The organism is Photobacterium sp. MCCC 1A19761 (assembly GCF_037389125.1).
Taxonomy (GTDB): Bacteria; Pseudomonadota; Gammaproteobacteria; order Enterobacterales; family Vibrionaceae; genus Photobacterium.
In genome coordinates this window covers 73,241-93,959 of record NZ_JAZGTF010000019.1, presented here as the reverse complement: position 1 = coordinate 93,959, position 20,719 = coordinate 73,241, and the positions used below count along the sequence as shown (strand labels likewise).

Sequence of the window (20,719 nt, the reverse complement as noted above, 5' to 3'; positions counted from 1 at the left end):
GCCCGCTCGTTACGGCTTGTCATCAGCCCCAGGTTGGATTGTTCCGGCCTGGGGCTTTGTTTTTTTGGAAGAGAGCGAGTTGGAAGAGAGTGAGTTGGCTGAGCTCCAGTTTGCCCGGTTTCCGGATACTGAGTGTCTGTTTACTTCGAGCTTGCGGCTTCCTGGAAATACTTCTTGGCCCCGTCATGCAGCGGTGCTGCCAGCCCATTGTCCATCATCTCCTTGGGATCCAGATTGGAGAATGCCGGATGCAGTTTCTGGAACGTACTGAAGTGCTCGAAGACTGATTTGACGATCTGGTAGATCACCTCGTTCTCCATGCGGGCTGAAGTGACCAGGGTGGCATGGATCCCGAAGGTGCTGACCGCTTGAGGGGTTCCCCGATACATCCCGCCCGGAATACTGGCGAGCTGATAAAACGCATTCTCCTCGATCAGCTTGTTCACGGCCGGACCACTCACCGGCACAATCACGCTATTGCATGCTGTGGTGGCTTCCTTGATGGTGTTGTTCGGGTGGCCGACGGTGAACACGATGGCATCCACTTTGTTTTCACATAGAGCCCGGGACTGCTCGGCGGCGTTGAGTTGCGTCACTTTGGCAAAGCTTTTTGTGGTCCAGCCCATGGCCTCCATCAGCACTTCCATGGTCCCCCGTTGCCCGGAGCCCGGGTTGCCGATATTCACGCGTTTGCCTTTCAGATCGGCAAAGGTCTTAATCCCGGCATCTGCCCGCGCCACGACGGTAAATGGCTCTGTATAAATCGAAAATACTGTGCGTAGCGATTTAAACGGCCCCTTGTCGGCAAACACACCGGTGCCGAGATAAGCATGATACTGCCAGTCTGATTGCACGATCCCCAGGTCCAGTTCTCCGTCCCGGATGGCATTGAGGTTATAAATGGAGCCGTCGGTGCTTTCGACGGCGCAGCGAATACCGTGCTGCTCGCGCTGAATGTTGACCAATCGACAGATGGCCCCGCCTGCCGGGTAATAGACGCCGGTCACCCCGCCGGTCCCGATGGTGATAAAACTTTCGGCTTGCGCCGGTGACAGCAGGGCGGATGCAAGGACCACCAGGAACCAGAAAATAACGCCGGGAAGTTTCATATCGTCCCCTTCGGGATACAGTGATGACAGCACTACAAGAAAGCCGGGGTTGAATCAAAAGTATATACCGAACTCGATTGTCGCAGCGGATGGCAAGTTCGGGGATGCCGGCGGATATAAAAATCCCCGCACAGGGCGGGGATTGAATGATGTTGCTCGGGCTTGTCTGGACTAGCTCAGGGCTTACGCCGGCTGGCGTTTGATTGCCGCTGCGCGCTTGTTTTCCCATTGGGTGATAAAGGCCACCGAGAGGATGATAATCGCCGCACCCAGCCACAGCCGTCCCGGTGGGACCCAGCCGAAGACAACCCAGCCGGCCAGGACATTCAGCGGCAGTTTGGCATGGTCAAACGGCTGAACAAAGGAGGCATCCGCCACGGCATAGGCTTTGGCAATCGCCCATTGGGCCAGCGCCGTGAGTAAGCCAGCACCCAACAGCAGTAACCAGGACAGCCCACCGGTTGGCATGGTGAAGTCCGGGACGGCCAGGAACAGATTAAACGGCGTGATCAGCAACAGCAGATATACCACGATGGTGGTCGGGGAATCATGCGCCGACATGCGCTTGACCATCAGGGAGTAGCAGGCCCAGAAAAACGCCGCGCCGACCGGCAGTAAAGAGGCCCAGTTAAACGCATCTGACCACGGCTCTAAGATAATCATCGCGCCGCAGAAACCGGTCAGGGTTGCAGCCCAGCGTGCCGGTCCGACATTTTCTTTCAGGAACAAACCGGAGCCGATGGTTGCAAACAGCGGGGAGGTCATCAGCAGAGCGATCCCCTGCCAAATCGGAACCGGATACGCCAGTGCCCAGAGCCAGAGCTGAATCCCAATGACCGACAGGAATACACGCAGGCAGTGCATGCCAAAGTGTTTGGTCTGTAATGCGCGTCGCAGCCCGAGGCTCTGCAACCAGGGGAAAATCGCCACCAGGGCAATAAAATACTGGATCAGCGCAACAGTTGTGGAAGGTAACTGCAGCATGACACTCAAATACTGCGCCATGCTGTTGACCATCGCGAAGGCAAGTCCTGCGCTGAGCATCCAGCAGGCGCCCTGGAGCGGGTTGTGTTGATGTGACATGAAATTATGATGAATTGGTAATAAATAAGTCTTTCGGCATCATAACCCCGGTGACTGGATGTTGAAACTAATTTGTAAAGAAAAACCGCCAACTGGCGGTTTTTGAAGGGGAATAGTGACCGTTCGTCGCGGTTAAGCAGCAACGAAGCTCAGCGGAATGTCCGGGTTCAGGGCTTCCAGCGTATTTTGCGTATCCGCCAGATAACTGATAGTGCCGTCAGCGGCTTCGACCAGCGCGGCTTCTTCAATTTCAGTCAACGGATATCCCGCCATGTTCATATTGATCAGCGCGACTTGCAGCGGCGGCAAGCTCGGGTTGAATGCCGCATTTTCCGCATACATGCCGGTGAAAATGCGTCCGTCTTTGGCTTTCAGTGCAACACCGCCAAAGCTGTTGGAATAGGGCGCGTGAGAGCGGTTCGCTGCCTGGCAAGCTTCGGTGATCAGGGCTTCACTCGCTTCGGTCGTCAAGCCGTGGTTGACCTGGGTCATCAGCGCTTCGGTGATGTTCAGATCGGCCGGGCCGAACGACTCCGGTAAATATTCTTGTAGTGTTTTGGCTTCACGTTCAGGGAGTTGAACAATCAGCTCCTGGGCCGTGGTTAGCTCGTTCATGAACTGGCGGCAGTGGCCACAAGGACTGTAATTGATCGTAATATCGCTGATGCCGGTTTCACCTTTCACCCAGGCATGGCTGATCGCAGATTGCTCGGCATGAACCGTTTGGGATAAGCCGGTGCCCAGGAATTCCATGTTGGCGCCGAAGTAAAGGCGACCGGATTGACCCCGGACAATTGCACCGACGAAGAAATTAGAAATAGGAGCAACAGAATAAGCAGCGGCAATAGGGAGGAGAGCGAGGCGGAGTTCGCTGTCTGACAATTGGGTTTGTTCTAGCAACTGCTGGAACGTTTCTGGACTCAAGGTTGCATCAAAGTCTGGCTGTTCCAAAACAGGCTGTAGTGCAGCCGCCAGTTCTGCCGGTAATGTGCCTAAAGCATCCATTACTTTAGTATGCATGAGTTTGTCACTCCGTATTGTGTATGGAGAAACATTGTAGACCCGGCCATTTTAAATGAGTGTGATCTTTATCACATTAGCGTTATGTTCGTTTCATTCATTACATAATTGAGAGTGGCATCACACAGGGTTGGATTTTTATACTTATATTTTTCAATAAGTTAAAAATGTATTCGATTGCCTGCACAATGCCACACTTTTGTGGGTTTGGTCACTGACTAATGGAACAACGCCAGGATCAGGGGATAAATCACCGGTGCCAGCAGCGAAGTGATGACGCCGCAAATGACCAGCGCGAGCGATCCGAACGCGCCTTCCTGATGATTTTCTTCCGCCGCTTTAGCGGTACCCAGCGCATGGGAAACCGTCCCGATGGTGAGTCCTCGCGCCATCGGTGAGTTGATACGAAACAGCTTGAACAGCGGATAACCCAGGATAGCGCCGAACAGGCCCGCCATAATCACCATCACTGCGGCAATCGACGGCATACCGCCGAGCTGATCAGAAACGGCCATCGCGATCGGCATGGTGACCGACTTCGGCAGGATACTAGCGGCCAGTTGCTCATCCATGCCCAGCGACAGCGCGATGGCTGCGCCAAAAACCATCGACAGGACACTGCCGGCCAAGCAAGCGGACAGGATGATTTTCCATTTCTGTTTGATTTGACCCAACTGCTCATAAAGCGGGAAGGCCAGCGCCACGACCGCAGGTTCGAGCAGGGCATTGAGCCATTGGTTTTGTTCGAAGTAGGTGGTGTAGGGCACCTGGAACCACATCAACAAGGGGATAATCACCAGCAGGCAGATCAGAACCGGGTTGATCACCGGGTGATGGATTTTCTTGGAGAGGAATCGCGCACAATAAAAAACGATTAACGTTGTTGCCAGCCAGATCATTGTTTTTCCTTTTTATCGACTGCGAGTCCGAGGATAAGAAAGACAATCAGGCTACTGCCGAGGGTGCTGAGAAGGATTGGCAGCGTGTTGGCCGCGATTAAATCGAGATAGTTAATCAGGCCGACGGCAATGGGAACAAAAAGCAATGCCATGTGGCGGATCATCAGATGACAGCCTTCTTTGGCCCAGTGGGACGGGATGATGCCTGTCGAGAGAACGAGAAACAGGATCAGCATGCCGATGATGCTGCCGGGAATTGCCAGTTCGGTGACGTGCTGGATTGCTTTACCGGCGAGTAAGCAAACCAGGATGATTGCAAAGGAACGAAGATAAGCCATGAGCCTTAATACCGGAGTGGGAAGACTCAATTATCATACAAAATATTTGTGACTCAGACCACAGTTAAAGTGCGTATTGATGATTTAGTAGTTAGAGAGAAAAACAATCGCAACCCCGGCTGCAGCCAGCAAGAAGACAGAGATCTTGTGCATCAAACTGTACTTCACAATATGCTCCGTCGCAGATTCCAGTTTGGGGGCGGGATTGGTTTCATCCGTTAGTCTGGGTCGTTTATCATAGGCATGGACATGGCGGCAGGTTTTCTCCGGCATCGGCACCCGAAATCCGAAATGGGGCAGAACTTCAATCGGGATCGCCATGGTACCTTCGTGCTCCAGTTTTTTCGACAGCGCCAGCAACAAGGTATTGAGGTCAAAATGGCCGTGGCTCTCATCTTCGTAGGGATCGAGCTGGATAAAGGTTTTATCAAACAAACACTGCGCGCTGATCACTTCGCCGGCAAAGTAGCACAAGGTTTCCAGCAACCGGGATTCATGCAGGGTGAGTTTGGTTTCGGAATGATCTTTCCAGACCAGTAACCTTAAGTCAGGCTCAAAATCTACGTGCTTAAAACGGTAGCAACGCGTTAATGCTTTCGTCGTCATATCAGCCACTTATACTCCAACAGATACAGCTTAGACTTCAGCGGTTCTCATGCCAATCAGATGGGAGATAAGGAATGAGAGCGTCAGAAAGTCAATCTATTCAGACTCAGACGGCCAGGCGGAATGAGTGTGATGAACGAGTGCCTACGTAATAAGTTTTGACGGCAATACCCTGAAGTTCAAACCGTGAAAATGAGATTATGGCGGAAAAAAAGCCCCCCGGTTGTTACAGCCGGAGGGCTGAGGTGGTTTTCCTTTTGATGATCGGGTGTTAGCAGGGATTCTCACCGTCTCAACCCGGAGAACAGGGTGCCGATAAACTAGACTAGGCTTTCCACGTACTCGTACACCGCCTTGAGAATGGCCATCTTTTTCTCATCAGATTGATGGGACAGTGCGATTTCTTCCAGATTCTGCATGTAGCCCGGCAGGCTGGACTCGAAATAATCCTGGCAGTGGAACTTCCACTGTTGCTGCTCTTTATAGTCCAGCGTCATCGGGAAGTTTCGGGCCCGGTAACGGAACAGCAGCGGTTTGATCCGTTTGTCATCGACCTTCAGCTCAAGCTTGGCCAGCTCTACCGGCGACGTTTCACGGATGATGTCCATTGACGAACGATCGGCAGTTGAGAAGAAACCGTTATAGAGGTGGGTGTCGACATTATCCGACGGCTCAAACTCACGATCGGCACTGAAGATGGCCAGCAGTTTCTCCCGTACTTCCGGGTGTGATTTCAACAGTTGGAGGTTCTTCAGGCACTGCTCGCGATCGATGCCGATCCGCGCCGCATCTTCCGCTTTCAGCGTTTTCGCCGGTGCCAGTACCGGGCACTTATTGAGGTGAACCAGCTTAACCGGCACCGGCAGCTCGTCCGGGCCGAGATCGCTGCGTTTGGTATAGAGGCGCTCGCGCAGGGTATCGGCATCGAGCTCGATCAGCGGGGTTGGATCTTTGGCCAGATTCACCGTGATCACTGCATTTTTGTTATCCGGATGCCAGGCCATCGGTACAATCCAGCTGGTGTTACCGCACTCTACGCCAAACATCCCCGAGACATGGACCAGCGGGGTCATCTCGGCAATATCGATCAGCTCTTGCAGCTTGCGCTTATGGCGCAGGCTGAACAGGTAATTAAACAGTTTGGGTTGGTTTTGTTTCAGCAGCTTCGCCAGCTCAATGGTGGCGTGGACATCGGCCATCGCATCGTGCGCATTGGCGTGTTCAATGCCGTTGGCAACCGACAGATCTTCCAGCCTGAAGCTCGGCAGGCCGTCGTCATTGTCCGGCCAGTTGATCCCTTCCGGACGCAGCGCATAGCAGGTACGCATAATGTCCAGCAGATCCCAGCGCGAGTTGCCGTTCTGCCAGCTCCAGGCATACGGGTCGAAGAAGTTGCGATACAGGGTGTAGCGCGTCACTTCATCATCGAAGCGAATATTGTTGTAACCAATCACACAGGTATTGGGCTTCGACAACTCTTCGTGAATACGGGCAATAAACTCCGGCTCCGGCAAGCCTTTTTCATGGGCTTCCTGCGGCGTGATCCCGGTAATTAAACACGCCTCAGGCGACGGCAGGTAATCGACCGGCGGCTTACAGTAGATGACCAGCGGCTCACCGATAATGTTGAGATCCATATCCGTTCGCACCCCGGCGAACTGGCACGGACGATCAAGAGAAGGGCTGGCCCCGAAGGTTTCGTAGTCCAGCCAAAACAGGGTTGGCTCATTTGTATCATTCATAGTGTTTTCCAGAAGTCATCGTATTCATATTAAGTGCTTGTTCTAACAATGACTTTCAAATGCTATACTGTACACTTATACAGCAGTTAATTCCTGCGCAATCACGTTTGGGATTTGCATTTGTGTCCAAATCTGCGTCCAAAAATTTGCGCTGTGTGTCCAAATCGTCTTCTGACAACGGCGTCCATACGTGGACTTTTCAAGGATTTATATGACTATTTTAGACCGGCAACTAAAACTCATTGCCAAGCAAGACACCTACGAGGGTCCGTCTGAAATCAGTGACGGAGAAGGCCTGGTTGCCCGCATTTCACCCACCGCAAATATCACCTTCCCCTATCGCTGCCGGTTCAATGGCAAAAGCCTGAGAATCAAGATCGGTAAGTATCCCGCAACTACCCTGAAGGAGGCAAGGCGGAAGCATAAAATCATGATGGAATTGAGGGAATCCGGCCGAAATCCCGAAATTGCTTTAACCGGTGAGCAAGATTTCGTCACCTTCGACGACTGCTGAATTACTGGCTGAAACACTATGTCCCGACCTTAAAGAAGGGCACCCAGGCGCTCTATCATTCCTTCGCCAAAAACTACTTCCTTGGTACCTTCCCCGACAGAAACGTCGAAACCATCCCCGCCCGTGAATGGATGCAATGGCTGGACGCCATCAGCGCCGAGAAACCCAAAACCGCCAACTCTATTTTTGCCCAGCTGCGCTCATGCCTGAACTTCTGCAAGAGCAAATTCATCATTGAACGTACCGACGTCGACCGCATTAAAAAGCAGAACGTTGGTGCTCGGCCGGAGAACGGGAATCGGGTGCCGACCTGGTCTGAACTCGCCCTCATCTGGCAGGCCATTGAACGCAGCCGCGCCAGCACCGCCAACAAGACCCTTCACCAACTCACCATGCTGTGGGGCAACCGCCTCTCAGAGCTTCGCCTTGCCCGCCGTTCCCACTTCGATATGAAAGCCGGCATCTGGACTGTGCCCAAAGAGCTCAGCAAAACCAACAAGCCGATCCGCCGACCCATCCCCACCAAAGTCCGATCCATCCTTGAGCGCGTCATGGAAACCTACGACGACGTGCTGTTCCCAGGGCAAGACCTTAACACCCCAATCAGCATTTCAGCCGCCAACCGCTATATCCGCCGCATACGCGCCAGCCTGCCATTAGAAGCGTGGCGAACCCACGATTTCCGCCGCTCGCTTTCTACCGGTGCCTCAGAGCTTGGCGTAATGCCTCATGTGGTCGAAAAGATGTTGGGCCACGAGCTGGGCGGCGTACTGGCCGTGTACAACAAGCACGACTGGCTGGAAGAGCAGCTGGCGGGGTATGAGTTGTATTCTGAGAGGTTGGCTAGCTTTTTGGATGCTGGTGATGGCTAATATGTTTACACCACATGTTTCATATGTTTCATATGTTGAGATGTTCGTTCAGTTTTTTAGAAATAGGGTTCGACAGTGGATTTTTTTAGTTCAGAAATCGGGATTACTATCTCATGGATTTGTACGGTCTTGGGTTTCCTGTACGGTTTTAAAAAAGACAAGGATTATCGAGTTGTAAAAAGCAAGACGGTAAAAACAGAGGAATACAATTTACAACTAAAAAGTTTAGTAAATAATCTTGAGTCGGAGAATTTAAACTTAAAGAATCAGGTTATTAAACTAAATTCTGAAAATAATAACATTGGAAATAAAAAAGTTGGTCAGCAAGGAGAAAAAAATATTTATAACGAAAAAGTTACTGGTGGCATGAAAATTGAAATGTAGGTCAGTATGGAAGATAAAGTTGTAAATATAAACAAAGTGATCGGGCCTGTATTTATAGGTGATTCTCCAGAATATAACGTTGATACTGCAATAAATGAGCTTTTAAAGTGCATAGCTAAACAGCATCATGAATTTAGGGATATTAAAAGGAGACCAAGCTCAGATACGATAAATAAGATCTCCCATAATAATATAAAATCCAAGAGACATATTATTAAACAATACCTTGATTTTTCATCTAAAGTTGAAAATGCATTCTTTTTAATTGATTCTTTAATCCCATTTGGAAAGCAAATTGTAATCCAGAGTCTCAATGATCTATATTACGAGGCGCTTGATGAAATTGATGTTGATTATTTTTCTAACGAAATTGATATTGAAAAAATAAAAGATAACTCAGAGTTTATTTTGGATTATATCATTCAAAAATTAATATGTTCAGTTTATGAGTCCAAGAATGCACCTGAAATTAAAGAGCAAATTGAACTAGGAGTTAATGTTGTTGTTGCTCATGCATTTATTGAATGTGTGGTGCTGGAGAACCCATCATGATTCCAATTGAAGGTTGTGATCCTAAACTTAATGTTTTATATATTGGCGGGAAAATTTTAGAAGAGATTTCAGGCGGTGGAGTAGATCTTGATTATCTGATTAAAGAGATGTCAAAAAAATATAATGTGTCTACTGATCACATAATTTTAACTTTAGATTGGTTATTTATCATATCTGCAATAAATATTAAAAGTAACATGGTGATTATCAATGAAGCTTAAGAGTTTATCGATTAAAATAGATAATAAAGAAAAAAGAAAGGTTCGCTTTAAAGATGGACTCAATTTAATTACTAATGATAAAAATGTTGGTCGTTCAGGTAATAGTGTCGGTAAGTCAACATTATCTAGAGTTATTGATTATATGTTATTAGGCAATATATCGACAGTGTATATAGATGACGAGTATAGAAAACCTAATATTGAAATTGAAAGTTTATTTAAGAATCATGATGTACGTGCAGAGTTAATTTTTCTTGATTACTATGGTCGAGTTCATGAAGCTGTAAGAAATCTTCCGATAGGAAAGGACGAGATTTTTTATATTGATGGTATTGAAGTCAGTAAAAATGAATATGAAGAAATAATGCTGAATTTAATATTTGATGTTAATACTAAACGACCATCTTTAAGAATTATTGCTCCAAAATTTATTAGGAACGATAGTTCAAGAATGTTACATACTACTAAATTCTTAGATCGAAATGCTAGTAGTAGAGATTATAGTGAACTGTATTTATATCTTTTCGGGTTTAACAAAACTGCACTTTTGACGAAGAAGAGAGAAGCTGACAATCTAGCTAAAAGAAAAAAAAAGGTTAAAGAGTCATTAAACGTCCTTGTTAGAGATAAAAAGCCAAGTAATGATATAAAGGCAGTAAAAAAGAAAATATTGGAGTTGGAAAAAAATATTCTAAACATTGATTTTTCGCCAAAAATAAAGAATCCAATAGAAGTTCTACACAGAATTCAACGTGAGGAAGATTCTCTTACTAGTGAGTTATTCAAAATAAATCTTAAAATTGACAATATTAATACAACTATAGAAGTGCTAGAGAGTCAAGGTGGGAATTATTTAGTAAAGGAACTACAGCAGATTTATAGTTTTGCTGGTTTGGCGATTGATAATGTCATAAAGAAGTATGAAGAATCCTTAGCCTTCCACGACAACCTTGTACAAAGGAAAAAACAATACTTGGAATCAGATTTGCCAGAATTAAAGAATGAGTACAGAGAAGTAGAGGAAAAGATTGTAATAAAGCAAAAAGAAAAGGTAGATGTTTTTTCTATTTTGCGTTCAAAAGAAAGTGTTGATAAAATTTCAATTAAGATTAGAGAACTCGGCGATCTAAAAGTTTCATTGGGTAAGCTAGAGGGATTAATAGAGCAGCAGTCATCATCAAAAACTGAATATGAAAATGCTATTAAATCCTTAGAATTGATATTAGATGAAATAAGTAAAGAAATTGAAGTGGTAGAAAGTTTTGAATTAAAATTCAAAGAAAAGTTAAAAAGTGCAACAAAAGTAACACATGACGAAGAATATGAGTTTTCCTTAAATTTTGATGGTATTAGTGGAGTTTGCAAACCAGAGATTATTAATAAGGTTTCTAATCCAGAAGGTGGTAAAAAGAAAGCTGAAGTGATTGCTTTCGATTTTTCATACATTGAGTCTATAGCCGAATTGAATATTAAAAGGCCTAGGTTTGTCATCCACGACAGTATTGAAGATATAGATCAGAAGCAAATTGAAGATATTTTTGCTCTGGCATCAACTTTACCTGGTCAGCAAATTGTTTCTTTGCTTTCTGACAAATTCAGTGATGAAATGTATAATAAGTATATAGCAGATGCTGTTCTTGTGCTTTCTGAAGAGGATATGTTTTTCAAGGTCTAGAATATATTAAATAATTAACATGGTTGCTAATTGAAGTTGATTGATTACTACAAACTATAAGTAATTGATGGTTCCTGGTTCGTTTGGTTAAAATTGAGATTTATCTTAAATATTCTGAGAGCCAGGACTTCGATCCTGTCATAGAGCAGTTTTTTACTCATGTCATCTTTATTATCGTATTAAAATGTTACTGATAGATTAAAAGTACCCTAGCTATATAAAAGTTACTAGTTAGTATGATACCTGTAAATTTTCTACTTTCTAATTTAGTAAAGTGGGCTGTAAGTTTCTAATTTGTACGTACAGCCCACAAAGAGAGAAAGCGTTTATATTTATAAGATTCTTTGTTTTAATTCGCAGCCCCCAACATTTTCTTTCCATTCCTCAACCGCTGATCGTAGCCAGCGGAGCGGCATCAACGTAACCGGGTCCGGGAAGCCGCGGTTTTGGCGCCATTTGTAGATGGTGGCTTTGCTGGTGATGTGGAACATCTCCAACACTTCCTCATGACTGATCAGTAAAGGCGTTGACTGCTCAGTCGCAGCCGTTAAAGATTGAGGACTCTGGTCTTGTTCTTCCTCAGATTTAAACTGTGACGGTGTCACTGACTCAGGCGTATTTACCTTATACGATACTTCAACAGTGGGGTAGCAGGCGTAGTTAAACATCGTCGTTCTCCTCATCAACTTCGAACCAGGCGGCATCACCGTCGGCTTCGATGATGCCTGTTCGTTTAACGGCTCAATCTATACTGATGATGCACTTTTTTGCTATATTTATGAGTCACTTACTGTAATTTATTGATTGCTGTAATGACTTTGATCTGGTGTCAGATATGGTCAGCCGATTCGGTTTTATCATATGGTTTGATGGCGAAAATTTATTTGAGGTGGTTTTTTGAACAATTCCTTTCGATATGGGCTGATGGTCTGTTTTACGCTGATGATGGCAGGATGCGCTAAAAGCTCTATTCTCGATAATCACCGAGAGTATTCACTGATTGATTCGCAGCAATCCCCAATTTATTCAAAGGGGATGAGTACCTGTAGTAAGACATTTAATACTGCGGATTATTATACTGATCCAGAAGCTTATCAAGAGCTTCTTAATTGGCACCTTCAATCTCCGGAGGCTCATAAACCATCATGCCAGAATAATATTGGCTGGCTTTATTATGTTATCGAACGAGATTACCAAAAGGCGAGAGGATGGTTTTCATTAGCTGCAAAAGAAATGGATTTGAACGCAAGTTTCAATTTGGCGCTCAGTTATGACCAACTAGCACAAAACAATGATGATTACAGCAAAGCATTTGTTTTATATTGGCTTGTGGCTAACGAAGGGCATAAATTTGCGCAAAATAATTTAGCTCAATTATACATGCGCGGGGATGGCATCATGAGAAACTTTGAGAGAGCTAACTATTGGCTCAATAAATCGGCTACCAATGGCTATAGTTTGGCATTTGTACATCTTGGAAATTTATACGAGAAGGGTTATGGCGTAGCGCAAGATTATCAACAAGCTGCAAATTATTACGAGAAGGCTGCAGAATTGGAAGACCATATTGGTGAGCTTCGTTTAGCATTGTTATATCTCAACGGGTTGGGCGTAGAGAAAAATGAAAGTGTTGCAAAAGAACTTTTACGATCCTCAGCAGCCAGAGGGAATAGCTCTGCAAGCTTTCATTTGTCACTATTGTCAGGTTAGTTCATCTTCAAAGTTGCTTAAGGCTTCTGTCCAAAGATCCCACTCAATACAACACGGATCAGCTCTGCGCTGAGTACAACGGAGTTGGAAAGGTGGCCAACAAGCACCGCGCTGCCCGCAAGTGCTCCGCTTGCCATGCAGGCCGTATCGCCTGAACCACCGAAGGCCGCTTTGCTGTGTTCTGCCAGTAATTAAAGGCAGATCTCTGGGGAGAACTGCCTATCTGATATTGTGCAATAAACGAATTTTTAGTGAGGTTTGCAATAATGACCGTGGCGGACACCTTTCATGAGTGTATGAAACTGTTCGCCATTAACCTCTATCAGCTGTTCATGATCACCAGACTCAAAATAAACCTTAGAGAGTGAATTGAATGCATCGTCCATAATGGTATCAAGCCCGTAGGCCTCTCCTAAGGGAGGAACCGCACCGCGTTGGCAATCTGTAAATACTTGTTTTATTTCATCTTCAGGTACTAACTCGAGCTCACGGTTGAGCTCATCATTTAGCTGGTGGAGATTGATCCACTCACTGGCCGGGATCACCGCCAGCAGATAGCCCTTTTTATCTTTTAAAACAACACTCTTGGCAAGATGATCTTCTGGAATATGAGCGGCGTGAGCTGTCGCACTGCTAGAAGGTGTTTTAGGGTGAGTAATCGTGTTAAATGAAATGTTTTTTTGGGTCAAATAATTCGAAACTGCTTGTGCAATCGCCATGAAACCACCTCTGACATTGATGATTAAAAATGGGGGATATAGCTTAATATTTATAGAGTTCTGGCCTTCCTAATCGCTGAACCTGAGCTGATGAGTTCCCTAATAAAGCTAGTTTAGAATTGGGAAAAGTAAAACCTAGTGAATAGCTACCGACTTGATAGACACCTTCTAGTTAGACAAAATGACTAATAGAGAGGTGCTTATGAGCAGCAAGCGATATTCTGAAGAATTCAAACGCCGCCATATGATCAATCAGTTAAGGCGTTGACTGCTCAGTCGCAGTAGTTAAAGATTGAGGGCTCTGGTCTTGTTCTTCCTCAGATTTAAACTGTGACGGTGTCACTGGTTTTGGCGCGTTTACCTTATACGATACTTCGACAGTGGGGTAGCAGGCGTCGTGAAACATCGTCGTTCTCCTCATCAACTTCGAACCCGGCGCTTTCTCCGTCGGCTTCAATGCTGCCTGTTCGTTTTACTGCCTGCTCTATACAGATCAGATGTACCCAGAAAGAGGGGATTTTCACGAGTCACAAAACCCAGCACTGCTCCCAACGTTATACTTGAAACAATATACATATCGAACAATTGAATTCGACCGGCTGCTCATGCGTCGGTTGATTCAGTCGTGAGTTTGCGACGGTAAAGCCTATGAACTGGAAACTTGCCTACGCCATCGGTTTTCACCCTTGGGAAGAGACTGACCTAGACTTTTTCCAATCCCTGGCATCGCTCCTCGAACGTGAGGAGCAGGGCCGTGAGCCACCCCTCGGCCGTGCTCTGGATATCGGCACCGGAAGCGCAATATGGGGGATCGAACTGGCCAAACGCGGCTGGGAGGTCTCCGGTGTTGATTTCGTGGCGAAGGCGCTCAACCGGGGACGTGAGCGCGTTCAGGCCGCCGGTGTGGAGATGAAGATTGTGCAGGGGGACGTCACCCGGCTTTCTGAAGCTGAAGTGGGTTCCGGCTTCCGCCTCATTCTGGACACCGGCACCTTCCATGATCTCGACATTGAACAGCAGCACGGAATGGCTCGCAGCGTGGATGCTCTGGCCACTCAGGATGCCACCGTGATCTTGTTGTGCTGGCCTCGGCGCATCCGCCCGTTAATCCGGGGCGTGAGCCGTGAAGAAATAGAGACTGCTTTTTCAGGTTGGGAGATCACCGACGTTGAGCCGTCTTTCTTTAAGTTGCCGCCACTCCTAGAGTGGGTGTTACGCCCGGACGAGCATTGGTACCGCCTGCGCCGGGCATGAGATTGATGCACAATGCCATCATCTCGGCGACTGACTATAATTTGCCTCGTCGGTCTATTGTTAGACAGCAAACGAACATCGACAAAACTCTTCTTCGAGTGGAGTTTAATATAAACGCTGATTAATGAGGTCGTGACTGACAATGATATGGGCATGCATTATAGATATTGAAAGGTGTAAAAAAGAAAAGGCCGCTGTTGCGGCCTTTGTCATTTGTGGCTGATCTTAGTCGATAACTTTGATCCTTAACTTCGAACCTTAACCTCGATTCCAGGTCTCGTGGTAGCTGGTATAACTGTGAAGACGGCTACGGTAGATCAAACCATGATTATCATAAGTGTCTCTTTCGTCTGTAATCTCAATTAGAGGTTCACCGTAATAATCCAGTACCGGTTGGCCATCTTTCTGATAGAAGCTGACTTCCCGGCGGCGGTTGATTTCACAGGCCGGTATGCTATACGACTCCGTCACCTTGTCCCACTCGAGCACACGACCGGAGAACACCGTGCTGGTCACTTGCTCGAAGCGATGGCGTTCAGGATGATCGCCGAGTAACAATCCGCGTGTGTATGAGACTTCCGGCAGGAAGTACGCGCCAGCAACCGCTGACCACGGCTTCATCTCTTCTACATACTGGCCCCATACAATGGTATCCCCCGCATTTTCCGTGGCTTCGAAACCAACCATCTCGCCCGCGGCGTTACTGTAATACACCTTTTTAAAACTGTACGTCCCTTGGTCGAAGTGCCCGTGGATCACAGATTGACTCAGGCCCTCATGCCCACGCCAGCTGGCATTTTCACCGGCCTGCGGGATTAGGGTAAAGAGGCCGAGGCGCGTGCTCAAATCTTGTGAATCAAAACGATCGACTAAATAGGTTATTTTTTCATTCGGACTCACGGTATAACCGCTATCCGGCAACCCGGCCAGACATTGAGCCAGGCTGACCGGCTGATCCACTGGCGAACCTCGTTCCGTGACAGGGTCGCGGCCAAACAAGTTATTATCGACAATGGCGCCAACCAGCGCTTTGGTGTAATCCGTGTAACCCCAGGAGATGCTGTCTGTCGCTACGGGATCGTATTCCAGATAACTGACCTCAACACGCTGTGCCAGGTTATCAATGTCCAGAAACTGCTTCCGTTGCTCGACCACTTTTGCCACAGGGAAATGGTTGTCTTCCTGAGCATCCTGGTTATTCAATAACATCATTTCTGTTGACTGCTGAACCACGCAGACTTCACGCAGCCCGAACGCTGTTTCGATAATCTCTTTGCCTAGATACTCGGTGGTCAGGTTCTCATGACGAACGGGGGTGTCAGGCGCATGCTTGTCTAGCCGATCAATCCACCTTGGGGTAACTTTGCCCAACTCCGGATCAACATACGGACTACTGTCTACATTGACCGACCACCAGTTACGGAAAGTCTCGCGGCTACCCAGATACTCTCCGGTGTGCGCATCCGTGTATTCATGCTCGAATGTCGGATGATCATCATCAAACTCGGCCCCAGGAGTATACCCTGCAATTTGGGTGACTTTGATGTCCCGATCCGCCAGCTGGCCTGTCGGTAGCCCCGTCCAGATACCAACATCAATTTCACTTTGGGTGTAATCCTGAATATCTCCGGATGTCGCCATTTTTCGCGATATCTGGTAGAGACGGCTGTTTGGTCGGTCGGATACACTCAGACTCTCTCCGTCCAGTGCCGGCAGGCTGGCAACACAGGCACTCAGCGTCATGGGAGTCTTCAGTGCTTGTAATGGCGCATTATCCTGCTCATCCTCATAGCCATCATTGTCGTCATCTTTATCGGTGTGGTTGCCGATACCATCCTGATCCGTATCTAGTTGCTCCGAACTATCAAGCGGGAAAGCATCTTCGCTATCTGAGACGCCATCGTTATCATCATCGGTATCACGGTTATCGCCAATGCCGTCGCCATCCGCATCAGTCGATTCTGTGGCGTCCAGTGGGAAAGCATCTTTCTCATCCGGCACCGTGTCATTGTCATCATCAGAATCATCTTGATCACTGATACCATCACCGTCAGTGTCAGCAACATCTTTTGGTTTCATCGGATAAGGGTCGACGGTATCTGATGTACCATCGTTATCATCGTCGTCATCGGCATTATTTCCGATTCCATCGCCGTCGGTATCAAACCATTCCGTGTTATCATTCGGGAATGCGTCCAGTTCATCCATGACACCGTCGTTGTCACTGTCCAGTGTACTGATCGTTCGCAGGTTATCGGTTGCCTCCAACAGGACAATTTCATTGCCTGCTGCATTTTTCAGAGCAGCCGTAATTTTTTCCGCGTTACTGATCAATTGGGACAACTTTGCAACGAAATCATCGGCTGATCCTGCCAGCGCATTTGAGTAAACCAGCGATGAAGCGGCTTGGCGAAGTTTCTGAGTTGTTCCCTCGCTTGCTTCAGAAACTTCTGCATAACTGGTGAGAAGCGCAGTACCACTGCCTTCAGCCAGGCCAAGACTTAACGCCACTTTCTCTGCCACTTCATCAATGGTCAGTGTTTTGCCTTCTTGTTGCGCCTGAAGCAGGTGTAACTCGATCAGGCTTGTCAGTGGATTCAACTCAACCTGATGTGAGCGTGTACTGGCAGTTGATTTTTCGGTGTATGTTGTCACCTGTGAAGTCGTAAGCGGCGCGGACATCAGGTAGTTGCCATGGACGGCATTGCGCCCCTGATGAGAAGTTTTTCCGGCGATCACTTCGGCCATCAAGACATAGTTATCCAGCTCTGTCATCGGTACACTGTCAAACGTGACGCGACCATCTTGATCGGTTACGGCACGCAGTTCATCCGCATCCGGCTGGTTGTTTCGCTGGTTCTTCTTCTCCAGCCACACCGTCGCGTTCTGCAGTGCGGCAGTATCACTTACCGCGACCTGCAGGTTGACCTTTGAAACCGTGGTTGGCGTTGTGACTTCCGGAGTTGGTTGATCTACGGGGACTGCGCCTTTTTGATCAGCGCTAGTGCCACCACCGCCGCCACCACAACCGGACAGAATCAGTACCGTCGATATCGCCAAAGCAACCTGGCTTTTGTTCATAACCTTTTCCTATGAGTTATTAGTATTCAACTTACTTCGCGAAGCGAATTTTACCGATTACTCAATTAGAAAGGATGAGCGGCATATTCAACTCTCGGCACACTTCAAAAAACTGATACAACCAGTTAAAAATCTGTGATATCAGGCATGTGTCGGCCAATAAAATTATTATCCATAAATTTTAAGAATAAGCATTCGGCGTTAAATGGGTAGGTGAAGTTGAAATCTGCTCGCCATATACCCCACTTGATCTTGTAGCCTAATTACTTGCTATGAATTATCGTATCTTACTGTTTTGTAAATTGTATTTCGTATTATGGTGAGTGTTCTGGTGAGCATTCTGGGGGCGTGTCGTAATTGTATTCCTGGCAAATACAGTAGGTTTTGGAATGAAGAGAAAGATATTAATTTAGTGGTTCAGACTTATTGCAGAATAAGATTTCTATTTATTTGGATGCCTGTTTAATTGATTCTTATAAAGTATTGCGGGGTTCGTGTAATCGGCTGTAATAGCATTTTTGTTGATGGGTTGTAGTATTGAACTGCAAACAAACACGACCGATAAAATTAGCAAAGGACAGTCAAATGGCATATGCACAGAATATTCAAATCGCAATCAACCCCGAGAACTTTACTCTTACTGTCGATGGCGCAAAATTAGAGTGGGGGAAATTTTACGAGTATGATGACAAGGACTCTGAATTATCGATCAAGGATGTCAATGGCACCAAGATTGAACCTAAAGAAATCAAAGTGATTGCTGCATGCGGGCGTTCAGATTCTGCATCGGGTACAGAAGGATCAATTAAACTATATGACGGCAACGTTGAAATTGGTAAGTTTTATTGGGATTGCCCATGGGGATCCAAAGATAACCAAACCAAATGGGAAAAAAGTAACAATCAATATATCACCGAAGTGAGTGGTGGTAACCTTCATTCTGGTGCCATTGGTTTGGTGAATATTACTGTATACAAGAAGAACTAATGGTGTTACCTGGCTATTTTTGCCAAGGCAAAGTAAGGCTACCTCGCGGTAGCCTTTTTTATACCAAGGTAGGATTAGATATAAACGCTGATCAGCAAGGTCGCGGCTGCCATCGCAACAAGAATGCCAAGGAGCGGCATCACGAACCGTAACCATTTATCGAAGGTGACATTGACCATGGCCAGCGAGGCAAGTACCAAACCGGTTGGGGTAATGAAGGCCATGAGCCCCATCCCAAATTGATACGAGCTGACAATGTTGTCCCGTGGGATACCGACCACATCGGCTAATGGTGCCATGATGGGCATCGACAGCACCGCCAAACCGGATGAAGAAGGGACGAAGAACGACACGCCTGCGAACAGGAACATCATCACTACAATAAACAGGCCTTTATCCATTCCCTCCACCATATTGGCGCTGGCATGAAGGATGGAGTCGCTGATCATGCCGCCATCCATCAATACGGTGACACCGCGGGCAATTGCGATAATGAGGGCGACACCGAGCAAGTCATTGGCACCCTGAATAAACTCGTGCACGAACTCTTTTTCCGGGATCCGGTCAACCAGCGCTATCACGATAGCAGAGACGAAGAACAGGGTGGTCATTTCTTCAAACCACCAGCCCAGGCCGGAGACACCGTACACCATAATGAAGAAGGTACTGGCGAACAGGGTCAGAATGATCGTGTGACGTTTCTCGAGTTTCGCTGCCGATGCACTGGTATCGATGTTTTTCAGGAAACGCGCTTCTATCTCTTGTTTCTGGTCGTAAATCAGCGACTGGGTTGGATCCGCTTTCACCCGTTGCGCGTAGCGGATGATGTACAACATGCAGACCAAAGTACCGGCAACCAGCAACGCCATACGAGAGCTTAAACCCAGCGTCCAGTTTATCCCGGCGGCATTTGAAGCAATGATGGTACTGAACGGGTTGACCGTTGAGCACATGGTCCCGATGGACGATCCTAGATAAATGGCGGCCAGGGCGACAATCGCGTCGTAGCCTGCGGCAATGAAAATGGGCACGAGGATCGGGTAGAAAGCAATGGTTTCTTCAGCCATGCCAAAGCTTGTTCCGCCCAGTGCAATCAGGGCCGTGACGATGACAATGAGCCACTTTTCCCGACCCGTCATCACCTGTGACAGGCGGTTTATCCCCGCGCCGAATGCACCTGAGTGATTGACGATACCGATGAACCCGCCAATCACCAGCACGAAGAACACGACATCAATGGATTGATACATGCCTTGGATCGGGGCTTTGAATAGAGCCATGAGCCCCTGCGGGTTCGGATCGACGGTGGTGTAGGAGTTGGGGATACCGACGGGCTTATAGATGTCGCCGTTGACGAATTTTTCCAGATCGGCCTTAATGCCAATGTCGTCTAGTGTTTCTTGCGTCGCGGGTAACGTTTCTGTACGCCCGTCCGAATAGGTGATCATAAAGCTTTCACCCTGATAGGACAGTTTGTTGTAGACGCCGGCATCAACAAACCAAGTCAGCATGGCTACCAGGGCAGCAACGCAAAACAAGACGGTATATGCGGAAGGAAAGCTGAGTTTCTTCTTTGTCGCTCTGACGGCAGTCGCTCCAGTGGTACTCATAACAACCCCCTTAGTCGATTAGACTGGAATTTGAATGATCAACCTAGTTTCTTGTGTGGGTGAAAATGAAATCTATGGCAATTAAGTCTTTTTAATTGTTTGCAAATGGTATTTTATTGTAAGTTTTCGTTAAAAATCGGCCGAATGTCACAATTGGAATCTTTCGAGTGTCAGGCGCAACAAATTTGAGACTGCGAGCAAACTTTAAACACCAAAGGGAGGTGGGGAATGGAAACCAACGAAGCCAATTCAATGGGCTGACGCCATGTGTTAAATGGACAGATCCCATTCAACCGACCACGGAGCGTGTTTTAAACATAAATCGTGCGAGGGTGACAAAAGA

General features: G+C 47.2%; 20 protein-coding genes. 9 read left to right on the top strand and 11 right to left on the bottom strand.

The window, feature by feature from the left end; all coding sequences use genetic code 11:
- Positions 1 to 140: 140 nt before the first annotated feature.
- The 7 genes from VV869_RS16865 to sbcB all read right to left on the bottom strand — a co-directional run bounded on the left by VV869_RS16865 (position 141) and on the right by sbcB (position 6,797).
- Positions 141 to 1,109 (bottom strand): TAXI family TRAP transporter solute-binding subunit, encoded by a 969-nt coding sequence (locus VV869_RS16865; protein WP_337736088.1) that lies wholly within the window; start codon positions 1,107 to 1,109, stop codon positions 141 to 143.
- Between the two features lie 183 nt (positions 1,110 to 1,292).
- Entirely contained in the window at positions 1,293 to 2,192 is a 900-nt protein-coding gene (locus tag VV869_RS16860) for a DMT family transporter (RefSeq protein WP_337736087.1), read from the bottom strand.
- A gap of 132 nt (positions 2,193 to 2,324) precedes the next feature.
- Positions 2,325 to 3,212, bottom strand: a complete 888-nt coding sequence (gene cdd / locus VV869_RS16855) for a cytidine deaminase (RefSeq protein ID WP_337736086.1) — start codon at positions 3,210 to 3,212, stop codon at positions 2,325 to 2,327.
- A 218-nt stretch (positions 3,213 to 3,430) separates the two neighbouring features.
- Entirely contained in the window at positions 3,431 to 4,111 is a 681-nt protein-coding gene (locus tag VV869_RS16850; protein ID WP_337736085.1) for a CidB/LrgB family autolysis modulator, read from the bottom strand.
- On the bottom strand, positions 4,108 to 4,449 hold the full coding sequence (locus tag VV869_RS16845; RefSeq protein WP_337736084.1) for a CidA/LrgA family protein: 342 nt from the start codon (positions 4,447 to 4,449) through the stop codon (positions 4,108 to 4,110). The genes VV869_RS16850 and VV869_RS16845 overlap by 4 nt, the downstream gene beginning before the upstream one ends.
- A gap of 84 nt (positions 4,450 to 4,533) precedes the next feature.
- Positions 4,534 to 5,055, bottom strand: coding sequence for a winged helix-turn-helix domain-containing protein (locus tag VV869_RS16840; protein WP_337736083.1), 522 nt, complete (start codon positions 5,053 to 5,055; stop codon positions 4,534 to 4,536).
- A gap of 320 nt (positions 5,056 to 5,375) precedes the next feature.
- Entirely contained in the window at positions 5,376 to 6,797 is a 1,422-nt protein-coding gene (gene sbcB, locus VV869_RS16835) for an exodeoxyribonuclease I (protein WP_337736082.1), read from the bottom strand.
- A 211-nt stretch (positions 6,798 to 7,008) separates the two neighbouring features.
- On the opposite strand from sbcB, the gene VV869_RS16830 reads away from it, so the two are divergent.
- The 6 genes from VV869_RS16830 to VV869_RS16805 all read left to right on the top strand — a co-directional run bounded on the left by VV869_RS16830 (position 7,009) and on the right by VV869_RS16805 (position 11,015).
- Positions 7,009 to 7,311, top strand: coding sequence for an Arm DNA-binding domain-containing protein (locus VV869_RS16830; protein ID WP_337736081.1), 303 nt, complete (start codon positions 7,009 to 7,011; stop codon positions 7,309 to 7,311).
- 131 nt (positions 7,312 to 7,442) lie between these two features.
- Positions 7,443 to 8,183 (top strand): tyrosine-type recombinase/integrase, encoded by a 741-nt coding sequence (locus tag VV869_RS16825; RefSeq protein ID WP_337736080.1) that lies wholly within the window; start codon positions 7,443 to 7,445, stop codon positions 8,181 to 8,183.
- A gap of 75 nt (positions 8,184 to 8,258) precedes the next feature.
- Complete coding sequence (locus tag VV869_RS16820; RefSeq protein WP_337736079.1) at positions 8,259 to 8,567, top strand: hypothetical protein; 309 nt, start codon at positions 8,259 to 8,261, stop codon at positions 8,565 to 8,567.
- A gap of 6 nt (positions 8,568 to 8,573) precedes the next feature.
- Complete coding sequence (locus VV869_RS16815; protein WP_337736078.1) at positions 8,574 to 9,119, top strand: hypothetical protein; 546 nt, start codon at positions 8,574 to 8,576, stop codon at positions 9,117 to 9,119.
- A complete protein-coding gene (locus VV869_RS16810; RefSeq protein WP_337736077.1) occupies positions 9,116 to 9,340 on the top strand; it encodes an ABC-three component system middle component 6 in 225 nt (74 codons plus the stop codon). The genes VV869_RS16815 and VV869_RS16810 overlap by 4 nt, the downstream gene beginning before the upstream one ends.
- Complete coding sequence (locus VV869_RS16805; RefSeq protein WP_337736076.1) at positions 9,330 to 11,015, top strand: hypothetical protein; 1,686 nt, start codon at positions 9,330 to 9,332, stop codon at positions 11,013 to 11,015. The genes VV869_RS16810 and VV869_RS16805 overlap by 11 nt, the downstream gene beginning before the upstream one ends.
- 332 nt (positions 11,016 to 11,347) lie before the next feature.
- Here VV869_RS16805 and VV869_RS16800 read toward each other — a convergent pair whose 3' ends face one another.
- Positions 11,348 to 11,683: a helix-turn-helix transcriptional regulator gene (locus VV869_RS16800; RefSeq protein WP_337736075.1), complete on the bottom strand. Its 336-nt coding sequence runs from the start codon at positions 11,681 to 11,683 to the stop codon at positions 11,348 to 11,350.
- Positions 11,684 to 11,912: 229 nt separating this feature from the next.
- On the opposite strand from VV869_RS16800, the gene VV869_RS16795 reads away from it, so the two are divergent.
- Entirely contained in the window at positions 11,913 to 12,725 is an 813-nt protein-coding gene (locus VV869_RS16795; RefSeq protein ID WP_337736074.1) for a tetratricopeptide repeat protein, read from the top strand.
- Between the two features lie 248 nt (positions 12,726 to 12,973).
- Here the strand turns inward: VV869_RS16795 and VV869_RS16790 are convergent, their stop codons facing one another.
- A complete protein-coding gene (locus VV869_RS16790) occupies positions 12,974 to 13,444 on the bottom strand; it encodes an aminoacyl-tRNA deacylase (RefSeq protein ID WP_337736073.1) in 471 nt (156 codons plus the stop codon).
- A gap of 648 nt (positions 13,445 to 14,092) precedes the next feature.
- Here VV869_RS16790 and VV869_RS16785 point away from each other — a divergent pair.
- The gene (locus VV869_RS16785; RefSeq protein ID WP_337736072.1) at positions 14,093 to 14,698 is read left to right on the top strand and encodes a class I SAM-dependent methyltransferase; all 606 of its coding nucleotides are present in this window, start codon (positions 14,093 to 14,095) and stop codon (positions 14,696 to 14,698) included.
- Positions 14,699 to 14,956: 258 nt separating this feature from the next.
- Here VV869_RS16785 and VV869_RS16780 read toward each other — a convergent pair whose 3' ends face one another.
- Positions 14,957 to 17,779, bottom strand: a complete 2,823-nt coding sequence (locus tag VV869_RS16780) for a thrombospondin type 3 repeat-containing protein (protein ID WP_337736071.1) — start codon at positions 17,777 to 17,779, stop codon at positions 14,957 to 14,959.
- 585 nt (positions 17,780 to 18,364) lie between these two features.
- Here VV869_RS16780 and VV869_RS16775 point away from each other — a divergent pair.
- The gene (locus tag VV869_RS16775) at positions 18,365 to 18,766 is read left to right on the top strand and encodes an aegerolysin family protein (protein WP_337736070.1); all 402 of its coding nucleotides are present in this window, start codon (positions 18,365 to 18,367) and stop codon (positions 18,764 to 18,766) included.
- A 74-nt stretch (positions 18,767 to 18,840) separates the two neighbouring features.
- On the opposite strand, the gene VV869_RS16770 is transcribed toward VV869_RS16775, so the two are convergent.
- Positions 18,841 to 20,376, bottom strand: coding sequence for a YfcC family protein (locus VV869_RS16770; RefSeq protein ID WP_337736069.1), 1,536 nt, complete (start codon positions 20,374 to 20,376; stop codon positions 18,841 to 18,843).
- Positions 20,377 to 20,719 lie beyond the last annotated feature (343 nt).